16 protein-coding genes are annotated in these 15899 nt (G+C 63.1%); 3 read left to right on the top strand and 13 right to left on the bottom strand.

What is annotated here, in order from left to right:
- Nucleotides 1–31: 31 nt before the first annotated feature.
- From IGS55_RS09015 to IGS55_RS08970, 10 genes are all read right to left on the bottom strand, one after another.
- Entirely contained in the window at nt 32–619 is a 588-nt protein-coding gene (locus IGS55_RS09015) for an A24 family peptidase (protein ID WP_230519174.1), read from the bottom strand.
- Nucleotides 616–1686: a phosphatase PAP2 family protein gene (locus IGS55_RS09010; protein WP_230519175.1), complete on the bottom strand. Its 1071-nt coding sequence runs from the start codon at nt 1684–1686 to the stop codon at nt 616–618. Before IGS55_RS09010 ends, IGS55_RS09015 begins: the two co-directional genes overlap by 4 nt.
- Complete coding sequence (locus tag IGS55_RS09005; RefSeq protein ID WP_230519176.1) at nt 1683–1856, bottom strand: Flp family type IVb pilin; 174 nt, start codon at nt 1854–1856, stop codon at nt 1683–1685. Before IGS55_RS09005 ends, IGS55_RS09010 begins: the two co-directional genes overlap by 4 nt.
- 94 nt (nt 1857–1950) lie before the next feature.
- Nucleotides 1951–2124, bottom strand: coding sequence for a Flp family type IVb pilin (locus IGS55_RS09000; protein WP_070222439.1), 174 nt, complete (start codon nt 2122–2124; stop codon nt 1951–1953).
- An 82-nt stretch (nt 2125–2206) separates the two neighbouring features.
- A complete protein-coding gene (locus IGS55_RS08995; RefSeq protein ID WP_157814672.1) occupies nt 2207–2353 on the bottom strand; it encodes a hypothetical protein in 147 nt (48 codons plus the stop codon).
- A 242-nt stretch (nt 2354–2595) separates the two neighbouring features.
- Nucleotides 2596–3297, bottom strand: a complete 702-nt coding sequence (locus tag IGS55_RS08990) for a response regulator (RefSeq protein ID WP_223278976.1) — start codon at nt 3295–3297, stop codon at nt 2596–2598.
- Nucleotides 3294–4961, bottom strand: coding sequence for a sensor histidine kinase (locus tag IGS55_RS27960; RefSeq protein WP_128142249.1), 1668 nt, complete (start codon nt 4959–4961; stop codon nt 3294–3296). Before IGS55_RS27960 ends, IGS55_RS08990 begins: the two co-directional genes overlap by 4 nt.
- 149 nt (nt 4962–5110) lie before the next feature.
- The gene (locus IGS55_RS08980) at nt 5111–6070 is read right to left on the bottom strand and encodes a sensor domain-containing diguanylate cyclase (protein ID WP_230519177.1); all 960 of its coding nucleotides are present in this window, start codon (nt 6068–6070) and stop codon (nt 5111–5113) included.
- Nucleotides 6071–6075: 5 nt separating this feature from the next.
- Nucleotides 6076–6702, bottom strand: coding sequence for a chemotaxis protein CheC (locus IGS55_RS08975; RefSeq protein ID WP_034750807.1), 627 nt, complete (start codon nt 6700–6702; stop codon nt 6076–6078).
- A 2-nt stretch (nt 6703–6704) separates the two neighbouring features.
- On the bottom strand, nt 6705–7073 hold the full coding sequence (locus IGS55_RS08970) for a response regulator (RefSeq protein WP_092710869.1): 369 nt from the start codon (nt 7071–7073) through the stop codon (nt 6705–6707).
- Between the two features lie 207 nt (nt 7074–7280).
- Between IGS55_RS08970 and rpiA the strand changes: the two genes are divergently transcribed.
- Nucleotides 7281–7958, top strand: a complete 678-nt coding sequence (gene rpiA / locus IGS55_RS08965) for a ribose-5-phosphate isomerase RpiA (RefSeq protein ID WP_230519178.1) — start codon at nt 7281–7283, stop codon at nt 7956–7958.
- Nucleotides 7959–7994: 36 nt separating this feature from the next.
- Here rpiA and IGS55_RS08960 read toward each other — a convergent pair whose 3' ends face one another.
- Together IGS55_RS08960 and IGS55_RS08955 are read right to left on the bottom strand one after the other, a co-directional pair.
- Nucleotides 7995–8519, bottom strand: a complete 525-nt coding sequence (locus IGS55_RS08960; RefSeq protein ID WP_230519179.1) for a DUF6622 family protein — start codon at nt 8517–8519, stop codon at nt 7995–7997.
- Between the two features lie 156 nt (nt 8520–8675).
- Entirely contained in the window at nt 8676–8948 is a 273-nt protein-coding gene (locus tag IGS55_RS08955) for an oxidative damage protection protein (protein WP_034750797.1), read from the bottom strand.
- 219 nt (nt 8949–9167) lie between these two features.
- Between IGS55_RS08955 and kdsA the strand changes: the two genes are divergently transcribed.
- Nucleotides 9168–10013: a 3-deoxy-8-phosphooctulonate synthase gene (kdsA, locus tag IGS55_RS08950; RefSeq protein WP_034750794.1), complete on the top strand. Its 846-nt coding sequence runs from the start codon at nt 9168–9170 to the stop codon at nt 10011–10013.
- A gap of 44 nt (nt 10014–10057) precedes the next feature.
- On the opposite strand, the gene argA is transcribed toward kdsA, so the two are convergent.
- On the bottom strand, nt 10058–11368 hold the full coding sequence (argA, locus tag IGS55_RS08945) for an amino-acid N-acetyltransferase (protein ID WP_046685875.1): 1311 nt from the start codon (nt 11366–11368) through the stop codon (nt 10058–10060).
- Between the two features lie 56 nt (nt 11369–11424).
- On the opposite strand from argA, the gene hrpA reads away from it, so the two are divergent.
- Nucleotides 11425–15648, top strand: a complete 4224-nt coding sequence (gene hrpA / locus IGS55_RS08940) for an ATP-dependent RNA helicase HrpA (protein ID WP_230519180.1) — start codon at nt 11425–11427, stop codon at nt 15646–15648.
- Nucleotides 15649–15899 lie beyond the last annotated feature (251 nt).

Below are 15899 nucleotides of genomic sequence, written 5' to 3'. Positions count from 1 at the left end.
CTAGGGTGGCGGGTCGTCGGAGCGGCGCGTTTCAGCGCAGGCTCCACAGGTGGTTGTAGTGCAGGAGCACTTGCAGCAAGGTGCCGCTGGCAATGGCGAAGGCGTAGGCCAGCTTGCCGGTGGCGGGCGGCGGTTCGGCGATCGTGGCGGCGCCGCCGGCAAGGCTGTGCAGCAGCGCGCCCAGCATCATGTGATAGGTATTCTTCAGTACCTGGCGCAGGCGCTGGCCGGCCAGCGCGGCGGCCAGGGCCAGCACGCCGCCGCACAGGAAGGTCAGCAAGGCCGCTTCGAGCACGGCGTCGGGTCCCAGGAAGGCGCCGCACATGGCCATCAGCTTGACGTCGCCGGCGCCCAGGGCGCGCAGCAGATACATGGGCAGCAGCAGGGCCAGTCCGGCAGCGGCGCCGGCCAGCGCCTGCGGCAGTCCCAGGCCGCCGAAGGCCGCGTCGAACAGGCCGGCGCCCGATGGCACGAAGCTGTTCAGGATCAAGCCCGCCAGGGTGCCCCACAGCACCAGCCGGTTCGGGATGCGGCGCGTGCGCAGGTCGTGCCACAGGGCGGCAGCGAGCAGGGTGGCCAGCACGGCCAGGCACAGCAGCATGGGCAGGTGGGCGTTCATGATGTCAGTCCTTCCTTGCCCATGCAGGGCGCCGTGGCCAGGTGCACGACCGGTGTCGCGGCCTGGCTGCCCAAGAGCCGCCCCACCAGGCGCCACACGAGCGCCGCGCCGGCCGCGCCGACATAGCCGTCGAGCGCATAGTGCCAGCCCAGGTGGATGGAGCCGAGCAGGATCAGTACGGCGAAGGCGGACAGGGCGATGCCGGCGGCGCGGTTGACGTTCCAGCCCACGATGGCCATCAGCATGGCCGTGGCCACATGCATGCTGGGCATGGCGGAGATGCCCAGCTCGCCGTTCGCGCCCTTGCTTTGATAGCCTTGCCACAGCATCTCCTGCACCTGCAGGGCCCAGACGGGGACGTGCTGGTTGGCGTCATGCAGGTAAGCCATCAGCGGCGCATACGGATCGCTGGCGTGCAGGTGGCCGTAGTAGCAGGGGCCGACCGAGGCAAACAGTATGGCCATGACGCTGCCCAGGACGATCCAGGTCAGCGCAAAGCTGAGCAGAAACTGCATGCGCAGCAGCGGGCGGCGCGTGTCGAGGATGAGCCAGTACAGAATGGCGTAGAACAGGAAGAACCAGAAGTGGTAGCTGAAGTTGAGCAAGCCCGTGACGAGCGGATGGCCCAGCAGCGGCTGCAGCCTTTCCCATGGCGCCATGCCGCCATGCAGCGCGACGTCCCACGCGGACAGGGTGGCATCCCAGGTGTAGGGGTGCAGGCGCGGGATGGCGCCCTTGATGACGGTGAAGCTGGAGGCGAAGACGGGGATCAGCAGCATGGCAGGCAGCGCGTGCAGCAGGCGCTCGTTGCTCAGGTAGCGGCGCAGATCGTGGTACAGATAATGGCACAGGCGGTGCGGGCGTTTCATCACCATGACGTGGATGGTGTAGCCGCACAGGATGAAGACGGGGCCCGTGAGGATGGCCACGAGGAAGCCGGCCAGCACGTTGAGGATGTCCGCTGCGCTGGGCAGGCCGCCGGCCAGCAGCATCGCCACGGCGGCGTACGGCAGCACGATCAGCAGCAGGGCGCGGTGGGTGCGCAGCGAGAGGCGCAGGGTATTCATGACAGGGCCAGGACCACTTGGTCCTTGACGTAGACAAACAGCAGCTTGACCTGGTCGCCAAGCAAGGTGATCGTGATGACCAGCACGACCGCGATCAGGCCCGCCAGCAGCGCGTATTCGATCGCTGTGACGGCGGACTCGTCGGATACACGGCTGAAGAGAGATTTCACGATGGGCCTCGCTATGTGTCGTCAAGGTGGGCGTGCCGGGAATGGGGGGAAGCGTAGTCCGGGCTGGCGCTGGGCCGGCCCGGACAGCACCGCGTCAGGCATTGGCGGTGGTCAGCTTGGTGCCGATGGTGCTGAAGGTTTTTTTCAGCTGCGTGCCGACGATGGTGATGGCGGCGATGATCACGACGGCAATCAGGGCAGCGATCAGGCCGTACTCGATTGCGGTGACGCCATCTTCTTCGCGGATAAAGTTTTTGATGAGGTTCATGACAACTCCTGGTGTGGTTAAGGTACGGCGGTGGATGAAACGGCATGGCGGTGTTGCTTCGTGGTGCTACGACCTGGCGCGCTCATGGGCTTTCGCCCAGTGCCAGCAGTCCGATGATGCACACCACCGCCATGAGGGCCGCCACCAGGGCATAGCGGTAGAACGCAGCCTTTTCCTTGCCCTGCAAATAGGTGATCAGGGCGGTCGGAAGAAACTTGTCAAGGCGCATGCTGTGCTCCGTGTCGTGGTGGGCCGTGCGGTGATTTGCACTCCGGTAAATCCACTATAGAAGTTGGCACCTTGATCTACATCAGAAGAACATCCTTTTATTGCAAGGAGGAACTGCTTGTTTTTTTCATGACAATTGTCACGGTCGAGTCTGGCGTGCAGACGCAACGGCCGTGCCGGTGGCTGGCGAAGGGGGAGGCGGGGAGGAAATGCGCGGCCGTGGCCGCGCGGGCGACTGCGGTGTCAGGCGCCGGGCGGCAACTGGCCCAGCTGGTGCTTGGTGGCGTAGGCGTACAGTTCCAGGCGGTTGTACACGCCCAGCTTGCGGTAGATCGACGTCAGGTGATTGCGCAAGGTGTGTTCGGAGATGAACAGCTGGTCCGCCAGCAGCTTGGCCGGCGTGCCGCTGCCGTGCACCAGCGCGGCGATGATCTTTCTTTCCTTGAGGGTCAGGCTGGCGATGGCGATCGCTTGCGCCGAGCCGCCGCCGGGCTGGGTCAACTGCGTCAGCATGCGTCCCAGCATCGCGTGTTCCAGCCACAGCTCGCCCTGGTAGACCTTTTCGATGGCCTTCAAGACCATCTCCGCCGGCGCATCCTTGCTGACGATGCCGCGCGCGCCCTTGAGCACCGTCTGGTCGAGGACGGCCTGGTCGTGGCTGGCCGTCAGCACCAGCACGCGCGTGCCGCCGCTCTGCGCCAGCGCGGGCAGGATGGACAGCGAGCTGATGCCGCCCAGGTCCAGGTCCAGCACGATCACATCCGGTTGCAGCGCTTTCGCCTGCTCCAGCGCCTCGGTGCCGTCGGACGCCGTGGCGACCACGCGCATGCCCGAATGCTCGCCGCCGATCAGCCGCTCCAGGCCCCACAGCATGGTCTTGTGATCGTCCACCAGCATGACGCTGATGACATGGCTGGCCGGTGGCATGTGGCGTACGTCGTTCATATGGGGATCTCGATCTGCACGGAGGTGTTGCCCAGCATGCCATGCGTGACGCGGGCCGTGCCGCCGAGGGCGGCGGCGCGCTCGGCCAGCGAGTCGGGCAGGAAATCGGGGACGTGCGCGGCGGCGCATTCGTTGTCGATGCTGATGTGCAGCGCGCCCTGCACGCAGGTCAGCTTGACGGCGCCGTGGCGCGCCGACGTATGCTTGCGGATATTGCTCATGCCCTCGTTGACGATCTGGAACACCTCGGCCGCCAGGCGGTCGTTGATGTGCAGGTCGCCTTCGATCTGCAGGGCGATGTCGATGCCATAGAATTCGCGGATCTGCGTGGCCTGGCGGCGCAGCGCGACCAGCAGTTCCGGCTCGCTTTGCACTTGCCCGTTCTTGAACGTGCGCGCGTAGCTGCGCAGGTCGGCGATCACCTGGCCCGACATGATGATCAGTTTTTCCAGTTCCGGCAGCAGCGGGTTGCCCGGCGTGGCTTCGTTGCGCAAGGCGGCCAGGCCGTGGCGCAAGCCGATATACGGCTGCACGGCCGTGTCATGCAGATCGCGCGCGATCTTTTCGCGCTCGCGCGAGGCCGCCTGCGACGCCAGCCGATCGAGCAGGTTGATGTTTTCAATGACGGGAAACGCCTGCGCGCCGATATGGCTGAGGAACAGGGCATCCGTCTTGCTCATGCTGGTGGCGGAGACGATAAAGATGCGGCCTTTGCCATTGCGCAGAGGCAACGGCGCGCTGATGAAGGCGTGCGCTTCGAGCAGTTCGGCCAGGCGGGCACCCGCCGCGTCGTCATGCCGCAGCCAGCGTCCGCTGTCGGGCTCGAGCATGCGCGCGCCGCCTATCCACGGCAGCCAGGGGCCGGCGGGCTGGTTATACAGCGCGATTTTATCGTGCGGGAAAGCGAGCAGGGGACTGGCCGCGTCGTCGCTGAGGAGCGAGCTGGTGTGCACGACGCCCGTTGCCGTTTGCAGCACGCTGCGCAGCGACCAGACCCGCGTGCCCTTGTCCTGCATGATCAGCAGGCAGCTGCGGCCGTTGAAATAACTGCGGGTTTTTTCCAGCACCGAAGTAATGGTCTGGTCGACGCCGAAGCGCGGATTGGACAGCTGGCTGACATCGCGCAGCAGCGCCAGGTGGCTGCGCTGCGTGATGGCCGAACCGCCCCAGTAAGCGATCATGTAGCCGAGCGCCAGCAGGAAGGTGGTGCGCAGCAGCAGGCGCGACAGTTCCGCATCCGTTTCGCCGAACAGGGCCGTGGCGGCGAACAGGCCGGCCGAAGCGAGGGTGACGCGCGCGCCTTCCTCGAAGCCGCGCTGGAACGACGACGTCAGGATGGCAAAGAAAAAAAACAGGAAGAATAAAGTGTTGTGGCTGCTGGTGGAAAACACGATCAGCGCATACCAGGCCACGTCGAGCCAGTACAGCAAGATGTCCTGGGGCAGGCTGAGGCCCAGCACGGCCAGCACGTAGAGCAGCAGGCTGTGCATGGTGTAGGCGGAAAAGATCAGCCAGGTAATCTTGCTCAGCTTGCCGGCGCTTTCGGGATCGATGAACAGGGTCAGCAAGGTGGCGCTCGACAGCAGCAGGCGCATGCCGTTCACCATGGTCGTATCCATGCCAGCACCCGGCAAGCCGGATTTGAGGGGAGGATCGAGATTCACAAGCGCTCCTGGCTGTGTCCCGCATGGTGATCCATGCGCAGGGATAGATACCACAGATAAATTCTTGTTGTTGTTGCTGCAATCACTGACGAGTCTACGCACACGCCGTAAAGATGTCTACTGGAATCCTTTGTCCGGCGTTGCTTTTTTTACAGCGGCTGCACCATCACGCGGTTGCGCCCGGCACCCTTGGCCAGGTACAGGGCGCGGTCGGCGGCGCCGATCAGGGCGGGGATGGTCGGCTGCTGCTGCGGGTGCTGGGTGGCGATGCCGATGCTGACCGTAATGTGCTTGACCTCATTGCCCGTCTTCGCATGCGGAATGCGCAGCCCGGCCGCCCGTTCGCGGATCGCCTCGGCCATGCGCAGCGCCTGCGCCGCGTCCGTGTCGGGCAGGATGGCGGCAAATTCCTCGCCGCCATAGCGCGCCAGCAAGTCTGTGGGGCGCTGCAGCATGGCGGCCAGTTCGGCCGCCACTCTTATCAGGCAGTCATCACCTTGCTGGTGACCGTAATGGTCGTTGTAATCCTTGAAATGGTCGATGTCGATCATCAGCAGCGACAGGGGGCTGCCCGTGCGCATGGCGCGCCGCATTTCCTTTTCGATCGCCACGTCGAAGTGGCGGCGGTTGGCGATGCCCGTCAAGCCGTCGGCAAAGGTTTGCGAACGCAAGACCATGGTTTGTTCGCGCAGCAGCTTTTCGCGGCCCACGGCGATGGTGACATCATTGATCTGGATCAGGCAGTGGCGCGGCGAACCGGGCAAATTGATCGGCGTGACGGCAATCGCCTGCTGCATGCGCTCCCGACCTTCGGCCGCGCCATGCGTGTACAGGGGGAACGGCGCCTTGTGCAGGGTTTGCGACAGCAGCGACTGGAAATTGTCGCGCAGGGCCTGGGTGATGGCCGAGGCTATGCGCTTGTGGCGCAATTCCGGATAGACGGCAAAGAAATCCTGGCCCAGCACGGCCTCGGCCTGGCACGCCGAGTGGCGCGCCATCCAGTGGTTCCACAGCACGATGCGGTGCTGTTCGTCGAGCACGATGGCGCCCAGGTTGACGGCGCCGAGTATGCTCTCGAGCAGGGCGAGTCGGTGCAAGGCCTCAGGCATGATCGTCACGCCTGTCCCAGGACCTTGGCCAGATAGCGGCTGACCTGCTGCTTCAGGTCGTGCAAGGCGGACAGGTCGAGCACGAATGCCACATAACCGTGGATCTGGTGCTTGGACAGCACGAAGTCGATATGCAGCATCAGCACGACGGCGTCGTCATCGTCGCCGCCGAACGAGGACAGGATTTCCGCGCTGGTGCCCACGTGGTACAGGGGCAGCGAGCCATGCAGTTCACTGTCAAACAGGTTGGCCAAAGTTCCCACGCAGGAATTGAGGATGATGTTGCCGATTTCGCTCATCGCCTCCTGTTCCATTTCCGTCAGTTCCTGCAGCGGCATGGCGTCGCCCACCATCAGGCGCACGATTTCCAGGCTCTTGTCTTCGGGGAACATCAAGATGGCTTCGGTGGCGAAGGCGCCATCGTAATGCTGGCTGACGCCGCAGATGCGTTCGCCATCCTTCTTGCTGCCCAGCAAGGCAGCCGCGTCGGCACGGTTCAGGAAGGTGATCGACGGCACCGACATGGTGACTTCTTCATTGACGATTTCGCTCATCGCGGCGGCCGCATGGCCCACCCCGATATTGAATATCTCCACGAGGGCATCGTTTTCCAGTTCGGAGAGATTGACCATGCTCACAGTCCCAGTGACTCGATCAGCTGGTGGATGCGCGTTTCAGTGATCGGTTTTTCCATGAAGCCGACACCGAGTTCGCTGGCGCGGTTGCGGATGGCGTTTTGCACGTTGGCCGTGACGAGAACGATGTGCGTTTGCGGGCACAGCGCGCGCAATTGTTCCGCCGCCGCCACGCCGCCCATGCCGGGCATGTTGACATCCAGTAATATCAGCACAGGGCTGACGGTCTTGACTTTTTCCAGGGCTTCTTCACCCGTCGCCGCCTCAATCACTTGCCAGTCGGCATGTTTGCTGAGGATGAACTGATGCGACATCAAACGTGAAACCCGGCTGTCATCGACAACAAGTACCTGTTTACTGTGATTCATGTGCTATTCCTGGAACGTCATATCGGGCAATCGTGCCATTTTCGCATATTTTAGGGGGCATAGAGAGTAATTGGCTGGGAATTGCCCTGAGGCAAAGATTTCCCGCTTCCCTGTTGTATTCCATCGCATGGCCCGTCATCATGGCCGGCTGGCCGGGCTGGCAATCCGTTAAAATAGCGGCATTCCTCACTTTAGCCTTTTTTTGCCATGACCCAAGACGAATTGAAGCAAGCCGTAGCCCGCGCCGCCATTAACTATGTGGTGGACGGTGAAATCATCGGTGTCGGCACCGGTTCCACCGCCAACTTTTTCATCGATGAACTGGCCAAGATCAAGGACCGTATCAAGGGGACGGTCGCGTCGTCCGAAGCCACGGCCGCGCGCCTGGCCGGTCATGGCATTCCCGTCTTCGACCTGAACGACGTCGAGTCGATCGCCGTCTACATCGACGGCGCCGATGAAATCACGGCCAACGGCGCCATGATCAAGGGCGGCGGCGCGGCATTGACGCGTGAAAAGATCGTCGCGTCCGTCGCGAAACAGTTCGTCTGCATCGCCGACGGCTCCAAGCTGGTGGAAACCCTGGGCGCCTTCCCGCTGCCGGTGGAAGTGGTGCCGATGGCGCGCGCCGCCGTCTCGCGCCAGCTGGCCGCGCTGGGCGGCACGCCCCGCTTGCGCCTGAAGCCTGGCAGCACGGAAGCATTCATCACCGACAACGGCGGCGAGATCATCGACGTGCTGGGCTTGCAGATCGCCGACCCGGTGGCGCTGGAACAGCAGATCAACCAGATCGTCGGCGTCATCGCCGTCGGCCTGTTCGCCGTGCGCGGCGCGAATGTGTGCCTGCTGGGCATGCCGGAAGGCGTGCGTACCTTGGCATACTAAGGTGATAGCCGGCGTTTGCCGGCATCTACACTTGTCTTACACGGCGGCCCCTTGCGGGCCGCTTGTCATAGGTGCCTGGCGGTACACGGCCACGGTGCGCAGCAAGCCGCCGAGGAAGAGGCCGCTGAAGCAGCCATAGGCGAGGCAGACAGGCACGATGAAGCCGGTCGCGTGGGCATAGGCCGGTGCGATGGCCAGGGTCACGGCCACCGCATATTTCATGCAGAAGATACTCATCATCAGGATCAATGGCACCCAGCTGCCGGGACGCTGCACGCTGATCCGTTCGGGAATGGCGACGATCGTGCGCGCATCGGTCAGCGTCCACGCCAGCGCCGCACCGGCCAGGGCGCCGATTGTCCAGGCGAACGGCGCCACGCCATCGTAGCCGAAACTGCCATGCACGCCGCTCAGCGACAGCGCCAGCATCACCAGGGGAATGATGCACAGCTTGCGCAAAGTCACTTCGCGCGCGCGGCTGGCCAGCACGCCCCGGTAGACGAGAAAGCCCAGGATGGCCCAGACGTAGAGGGGGGTGTGGCTGAAGATTTGCTGCAACATGGTGTCCGCCTTGGAAAGAGGTTGTCGATGGACGTACTGTGCCAGCGGGCGGCATGAGCGGCGAGCGGTGTGCGATGAAACGGGGCGGCGGTGCCGTGAAACGGCGGAGGCGGGCGTGAAACTGCCCGTGACGTGGTCACGGGCAAGCGATAAAACTTACTCGGTTGGCGGCACGTAACCCATGGCGGCATCGGCGCCATCGCCGAAGAAATGCTTTTCCATTTGCGTGGCCAGGTATTTGCGGGCGCGCGCGTCGGCCAGGTTCAGCCGGTTTTCATTGACCAGCATGGTCTGGTGCTTGAGCCAGGCAGCCCATGCTTCTTTCGACACGGATTCGTAAATCTTCTTGCCCAGTTCGCCCGGGTACGGCGGGAAATCCAGTCCTTCGGCTTCCTTGTTGAGTTTGATGCAGTGGATCGTGCGGGCCATCTGTGCTCCTGAATCAGTGTAGAGATAAAGCGTGATTATAAGGCACTTTGCGCCTGCCCTCGCGGGGCCGTCGCGGCCTGGCGACACGCCGTTTGCCGCGCCCTTGCGCTGGATCAAATTTGATCTGCGCCGCCCCAGCTAGTAAGATGCCTTATCGCGCCAGCCGCTGGCTGCGCCTCTTCCAAGCAAGTAGTAACAATTAACCAATATGGAATCCCTATGACCTCAGTGAAAGTCCATGGCATCGACGTCAGCAATACCGGCAGCTTCGCGCTGTTTGGCGGCATCAACGTGCTCGAATCGCGCGATCTTGCCATGCGCGCCTGCGAAGAATATGTGCGCGTGACGCAAAAACTGGGCATTCCTTATGTGTTCAAGGCCAGCTTCGACAAGGCCAACCGTTCATCGATCCATTCCTACCGCGGCCCGGGCCTGGAAGAAGGCATGCGCATCTTCCAGGACGTCAAGGCGGCGTTCGGCGTGCCCGTGATTACCGACGTGCATGAGCCATGGCAGGCGCAGCAGGTGGCCGAAGTGGTCGACGTGCTGCAATTGCCGGCCTTCCTCGCGCGCCAGACGGACCTCGTCGTGGCCCTGGCGAAAACAGGCAAAGTCATCAACATCAAGAAGCCGCAATTTTTGAGCCCTGGCCAGATGGCCAATATCGTCGAGAAATTCAAGGAAGCGGGCAACGATCAATTGATCTTGTGCGACCGCGGCACCTGCCTCGGCTACGACAACCTGGTGGTCGACATGCTGGGCTTTGGCGTCATGAAGAAGACCTGCGACGACTTGCCCATCATCTTCGACGTCACGCACGCGCTGCAGCAGCGCGACCCGGGTGGCGCCGCTTCGGGCGGCCGCCGCCAGCAAGTGGCGGACCTGGCCCGCGCCGGCCTGGCCGTCGGCATCGCCGGCCTGTTCCTGGAAGCTCATCCTGATCCCGACAACGCCCGCTGCGACGGCCCCAGCGCCTTGCCGCTGGACCAGCTGGAGCCGTTCCTGGCGCAATTGAAGGCGCTCGACGACCTGGTGAAATCGTTTGCGCCATTGAATATCAAATAACGATCCCAATGTAAAAAAGCCCGGCATGCCGGGCTTTTTCAGTTTTACAGTGTCTTGATCAACACTTGCGATTTACGCTGCCAGTTATACATATGCTGGCGGTCCTTCGGCAAATCGTCGACGGTGGCGGGCACGAAACCGCGCTTCTTGAACCAGTGCGAGGTGCGCGTGGTCAGCACGAACAATTTGTTCAGGCCGGCGGCACGCGCGCGGTTTTCCATGTGTTTCAGGATGCGTTCGCCGTCGCCCTGGGCTTGCACTTCCGGGTTGACCGTCAAGCATGCCATTTCCGCCATCTTTTGCGCGGGGAACGGATACAGGGCGGCGCAGCCGAAGATCACGCCATCATGCTCGATGACGGAGAAATAATCGATTTCGCGCTCGATCAGCTCGCGGCCCCGCTTCACCAAGGTGCCGTCCGCTTCCAGCGGTTCGATCAGTTTGATGATGCCGCCCACGTCTTCGATGGTGGCCTGGCGCAGGCTTTCCAGGTTTTCATGGCTGATCATGGTGCCCACGCCATCATGGGTAAACAATTCCAGCAGGGCCGAGCCATCCATCGAGAACGGCACGATGTGCGAGCGCTCGACGCCGTTGTGGCAGGCCTTGACGCAATGTTTCAAATAAAACGCCGTGGCGTCGGGCAAGAAGCCGGCCATCAGCACGGCTTCGGCCTGGTGCGACGACAGTTCGCGGATTTCCACGCCCGTCGCGTCTTCCATCATTGGCGTTTCGGTAATGAAAATCAGTTTATCCGCGTGCAGGGCGATGGCGGCGCTGCAAGCCACGTCTTCCATGGTGAGGTTGAACGCTTCACCGGTGGGCGAGAAGCCCAGCGGCGAGAGCAGCACCAGGCCATCCGAACCGAGGATGGAGTGGATGGTTTCGGCGTCGACCTTGCGCGTGATGCCCGTCAGTTCCAGGTCCACGCCATCGATCACGCCCAGCGGGCGTGCCGTGATGAAGTTGCCTGAAATGATACGGATGGCCGCATGCGACATGGGCGTGTTCGGCAAGCCCTGGCTGAACGCGGCCTCGATATCGAGGCGCAGCTCGCCGGCGGCTTCCTTCGCGCATTCCAGCGCGGCGATGTCCGTGATGCGCACGCCATTGTGGAAGCGGCCTTCGACGTTACGCAAGGCCAGTTGTTCCGCCACCTGCGGCCGCGAGCCGTAGACGACGGTGACATTGATGTCCAGCGCATGCAGCAGGGACAAATCATGGGCCAGCACCTGCAGCGCCCCGGCGCTGACGAGTTCACCGGGGAAGGCGACCACGAAGGTCTTGCCGCGAAAGGCGTGGATGTAGGGCGCGACGGAGCGCAGCCATTGGACGAATTGGGTAGGGTTTTCCATTAAGCGCATTATAATTCGCTGCGCGATGTGCGCGCTTAAAATACCTGTAAAAAACAATGTCTTCAGCCAGCAATAAGTCTTCCCCTCCTTCCAACGTTGCAAATGTGCCCGCCGGCGGGGATGTTGCCGCGCCTGCCGCCGCGCCTGCGCAGCGCCGCCAGCGCCCGCCCGTGAGCCAGCAAAGGCAGCAGCCGCCGCGCGCGGAACAACAGAAACAGCAACAGCAGCAGCGTGCGCCGCGCCCGCCGCGTGAGGGGCAGCCGCCGCGCAATGAGCAGGCTAGCCGCGAAGAGCGCGAAAGCCGCGATGCCGCCCGCGCCGCGCGCGAAGCGGAAAAGGCTTTCCGCAATCCGCTGCCGCCGATTACGTATCCGGAAGACTTGCCCGTCTCGGGCCGGCGCGCGGAAATCGCCAAGGCCTTGATGGAAAACCAGGTCATCATCGTCTCGGGCGAGACGGGGTCCGGCAAGACGACCCAATTGCCGAAGATTTGCCTGGAACTGGGACGCGGACAGAAGGGCATGATAGGCCACACGCAGCCACGCCGTATCGCCGCCTCGTCGACGGCCAAGCGCATCGCCCAGGAGCTGGGCACGCCGCTGGGCGAAACCGTGGGTTTCAAGGTGCGCTTTACCGATACCCTGAGCCGTGGCGCGTCCGTCAAGCTGATGACGGACGGTATCTTGCTGGCCGAGACGCAGACCGACCCGTTGTTGAAAAATTACGACACCATCATCATCGATGAAGCGCACGAACGCAGCCTGAACATCGACTTCCTGCTTGGTTATTTAAAGCAGCTGCTGCCGCGCCGGCCCGACCTGAAGATCATCATCACCTCGGCCACCATCGATGCCGAGCGCTTCGCGCGCCATTTCGGCACGCCGGAAAAACCGGCACCCGTGATCGAAGTGTCGGGCCGTCTGTACCAGGTGGAAGTGCGCTACCGTCCCGTGGAACGCGAACAGGTGGCCATGCCGGGTGCCGCCAATGCTGACAAGCCGGGACAGAGGACGGCCGCCGCGCGCGAAAAGCGCGACCTGATGGATGCCGTCGTCGATGGCGTGGAAGAGCTGTGCCGGATCGGCTCGGGCGACGTGCTGGTGTTCCTGCCGGGCGAGCGCGAAATCCGCGACTGCGCCGAAGCGCTGCGCAAGCACCATCCGCCGCACGTGGAAATTTTACCGCTGTTCGCCCGCCTGTCGGCCGAGGAGCAGGAGCGCGTGTTTAAAACCAGCAATGCGCGCCGCATCGTGCTGGCCACCAACGTGGCGGAAACGTCGCTGACCGTGCCCGGCATCCGCTACGTGGTCGATGCGGGCCTGGCGCGTGTGAAACGTTACAGTTACCGCAACAAGGTCGAGCAGCTGCAGGTCGAGCCGATCGCCCAGTCGGCCGCCAATCAGCGCGCCGGGCGTTGCGGCCGCGTGGCCGACGGCGTCTGCATCCGCTTGTACGAAGAGCAGGATTATTTGTTGCGCCCGAAATTCACGGAGCCGGAAATCCTGCGCTCCTCGCTGGCCGCCGTCATCCTGCGCATGAAGTCCTTGCACCTGACGGACGTGGAAACCTTCCCCTTCATCGAGCCGCCGCTGGCGCGCGCGATCGCCGACGGTTACCAGCTGCTGCAGGAACTCGGCGCCGTCGATGAGGTGAATAAACTCACGCCGCTGGGCAACAAGCTGGCCAAGCTGCCGCTCGATCCGCGCGTGGGCCGCATGATACTCGCCGCGCTCGATAACGCCTGCCTGACGGAAGTGCTGATCGTCGCTTCCGCCCTGTCCGTGCAAGACCCGCGCGACCGCCCGATGGAGCACCAGCAGGCGGCCGACGAGGCGCACAAGAAGTTTGCCGATGAAAAGTCGGAATTCTTGAGCTACCTGAAAATCTGGCGCTGGTTTGAATCGGCCATCGAGCACAAGAAAACCAACCGCCAGCTGCAGGACAATTGCCGCACGAATTTCCTGTCGCAGATGCGCTTGCGCGAATGGCGCGACGTGCATTCGCAACTGCTGACCATCGTCAAGGAGCAGGGCTGGCGATTGAACGAAGCGCCGGCCACCTACGACAACCTGCACATGGCCTTGCTGACCGGTTTGCTCGGCAATATCGGCTTCAAGGGCGAGGACGAGCCGGGCGCCGGGTATCTCGGCGCGCGCGGCATCAAGTTCCATATCTGGCCCGGTTCCTCGCTGCTGAAAAAGCCGGGCAAGTGGATCATGGCGGCCGAACTGGTCGACACGACGCGCCTGTATGCGCGCTGCGTGGCGCAGATCCAGCCCGAGTGGCTGGAAAAAGTCGGCGAGCATCTGCTGAAGAAATCGTGGGGCGAGCCGCGCTGGGAAAAACGCTCGGCGCAGGTGACGGCGTCCGAACGCGCGACCCTGTACGGCCTGGTGGTGTACAGCCAGCGCCGCATCAATTACGGCAATTTCAACTTGCCGGAAGCGCGCGAAATCTTCATTCGCGACGCCTTGGTCGGCGGCGACTTCGACACGCGCGCGCCGTTCTTTGCGCACAACCACAAGCTGATCAAGGACATTGAAAACCTCGAGCACAAGTCGCGCCGCCTGGACGTGCTGGTCGACGATGAACTGATCGCCGCCTTCTACGACCAGCTGCTGCCGGCGGACGTGTGCAATGGCGCCGGCTTCGAAAAATGGCACAAGGAAGCCACGCGCGACAATCCGAAGCTGCTGTATTTGAACCGCGAAGAGCTGATGCGCCACGAGGCGGCCGGCGTGACGACGGACCTGTTCCCGAAAACCATGTCCGTGACGGGTCTGGAAATGGGCCTCACGTACCACTTCGAGCCGGGCAGCGTGCGCGATGGCGTGACCTTGAGCGTGCCGCTGTATGCCTTGAACCAGTTGCCGCGCGAGCGCTGCGAATGGCTGGTGCCGGGCATGCTGAAGGAAAAGGTGCATCTGCTGTTGAAATCCCTGCCGCAAAAGCTGCGCCGCCACTGCGTGCCGCTGCCCGACTATGCCGCCAAATTCTGCGAGCGCGTGCACGAGGCGGGCGTGTTTGGCCGCGGTGACCTGATCGACGCCATCATCGCGGACATACGCACGCAGATCACGATCAACGTGCTGACGACGGACTTCAAGCCGGAAACCCTGCCTGCCCATCACTTCATGAATTTCAAGGTGATCGACGAGCATGGCCGACAGCTTGACATGGGCCGCAACCTGGCCACCCTGCAGGCGGAATTCGGCGGCCAGGCGCGCCAGAGTTTCCAGAAGCTGGCCGAAGTGTCGGGCGTCTCCGGCACGGGCACGCCCGGTGCCAAGGTGGCGGGCGCGCAAGTGGCGTCGCGGCTGCAGGCGCAAGCGCAGGGCGCCGCCGCCAATGCGGCGGCAGGCAAGGGCGGCGCGCCGGCCAAGGGCGCAGCTGCCGCCGCGCCAGCGTCCGGCAATGCCACCGTTTCGCAGCACATGGGCTTGACGGGCTGGACCTTCGGCGAATTGCCGGAGTTGCTGGAAATCGTGCAGGGCAAGCTGACCCTGATCGGCTTCCCCGCCCTGGTTGACAAGGGCACGCATTGCGATCTGGAAGTATTTGACGACCCGACCGTGGCCGCCCGCACGCACAAGATCGGTTTGCGCCGCCTGTTCGCGCTGCAAATGAAGGAGCAGATCAAATACGTCGAGAAAAGCATCCCCGGTTTGCAGCAGATGGGCATGCAATTCATGGCCCTCGGTTCGCAGGAAGAACTGCGCGAGCAAATCATCAACAAGGCGCTCGACATCGCCTGCCTGCAAGAGCCGCTGCCGCTGGACGCCGCCTCGTTCGCCAAGCGCCAGGCGGAGGGCAAGTCGCGCCTGGTCTTGCTGGTCAATGAAATCGCCCGTTTGCTGTCGCAAGTGCTGACGGAATTCCACGGCTTGCCCAAGCGCCTGCAGAATATTCCTGCAGCGGCCGCCACCGATATCCAGTCGCAGCTGCAAGGCCTCGTGCATAAACGCTTCCTGACGGAAAACGAGTACACGCAACTGGCGCATTTCCCCCGCTATCTGAAGGCGATCAACGTACGCCTGGAAAAACTGCGCGCCGACCCCGCGCGCGACACCAAGTTGATGGCTGAATGGCAATCGGCCGCCGCGCCGTACTTGCGCCAGACCAAGGACCGCCAGGCCGGCAAGAACACGGACCCGAAACTCGTCGACTTCCGCTGGATGCTGGAAGAGCTGCGCGTGTCGCTGTTTGCGCAGGAATTGCGCACGCCGATGCCGGTTTCTGCCAAACGCCTGCAGAAGGTATGGGAGTCGATGCAGCGGTAGGTCGGATTAGCGCGCCCGCAGGGCGCGCGTAATCCGACAATATCGTTTGCGCGACGGTGGTGTTAGCGGTGCCAGCCGGGTTAACGGTTTGGCGGTTTAGTGGTGTTAATAGTGTCGCTGGTGGTGTCGGATTACGCGGCTGCGCCGCTAATCCGACCTACCCGACCTACCCGACCTACCCGACCTACCCGACCTACCCGGCTCAAGTGCGCTTGTTGAGCGGTAGGTCGGATTAGCGCGTCCGAAGGGCG

The organism is Janthinobacterium sp. EB271-G4-3-2 (assembly GCF_020858035.1).
Taxonomy (GTDB): Bacteria; Pseudomonadota; Gammaproteobacteria; order Burkholderiales; family Burkholderiaceae_D; genus Janthinobacterium; species Janthinobacterium aestuarii.
This window is presented reverse-complemented; position numbering and strand designations above follow the sequence as displayed.

Bases quoted from the DNA above. Each gene is read 5' to 3' on its own strand.
- IGS55_RS08955 (WP_034750797.1), bottom strand. From the start codon at position 8,948: ATGGCCCGCACGATCCACTGCATCAAACTCAACAAGGAAGCCGAAGGA.
- IGS55_RS08995 (WP_157814672.1), bottom strand. From the start codon at position 2,353: ATGCGCCTTGACAAGTTTCTTCCGACCGCCCTGATCACCTATTTGCAG.
- IGS55_RS09015 (WP_230519174.1), bottom strand. From the start codon at position 619: ATGAACGCCCACCTGCCCATGCTGCTGTGCCTGGCCGTGCTGGCCACC.
- IGS55_RS08990 (WP_223278976.1), bottom strand. From the start codon at position 3,297: ATGAACGACGTACGCCACATGCCACCGGCCAGCCATGTCATCAGCGTC.
- IGS55_RS08975 (WP_034750807.1), bottom strand. From the start codon at position 6,702: ATGGTCAATCTCTCCGAACTGGAAAACGATGCCCTCGTGGAGATATTC.
- IGS55_RS08960 (WP_230519179.1), bottom strand. From the start codon at position 8,519: ATGTTGCAGCAAATCTTCAGCCACACCCCCCTCTACGTCTGGGCCATC.
- rpiA (WP_230519178.1), top strand. From the start codon at position 7,281: ATGACCCAAGACGAATTGAAGCAAGCCGTAGCCCGCGCCGCCATTAAC.
- IGS55_RS09000 (WP_070222439.1), bottom strand. From the start codon at position 2,124: ATGAACCTCATCAAAAACTTTATCCGCGAAGAAGATGGCGTCACCGCA.
- argA (WP_046685875.1), bottom strand. From the start codon at position 11,368: ATGGAAAACCCTACCCAATTCGTCCAATGGCTGCGCTCCGTCGCGCCC.
- IGS55_RS09010 (WP_230519175.1), bottom strand. From the start codon at position 1,686: ATGAATACCCTGCGCCTCTCGCTGCGCACCCACCGCGCCCTGCTGCTG.
- hrpA (WP_230519180.1), top strand. From the start codon at position 11,425: ATGTCTTCAGCCAGCAATAAGTCTTCCCCTCCTTCCAACGTTGCAAAT.
- IGS55_RS08970 (WP_092710869.1), bottom strand. From the start codon at position 7,073: ATGAATCACAGTAAACAGGTACTTGTTGTCGATGACAGCCGGGTTTCA.
- kdsA (WP_034750794.1), top strand. From the start codon at position 9,168: ATGACCTCAGTGAAAGTCCATGGCATCGACGTCAGCAATACCGGCAGC.
- IGS55_RS08980 (WP_230519177.1), bottom strand. From the start codon at position 6,070: ATGCCTGAGGCCTTGCACCGACTCGCCCTGCTCGAGAGCATACTCGGC.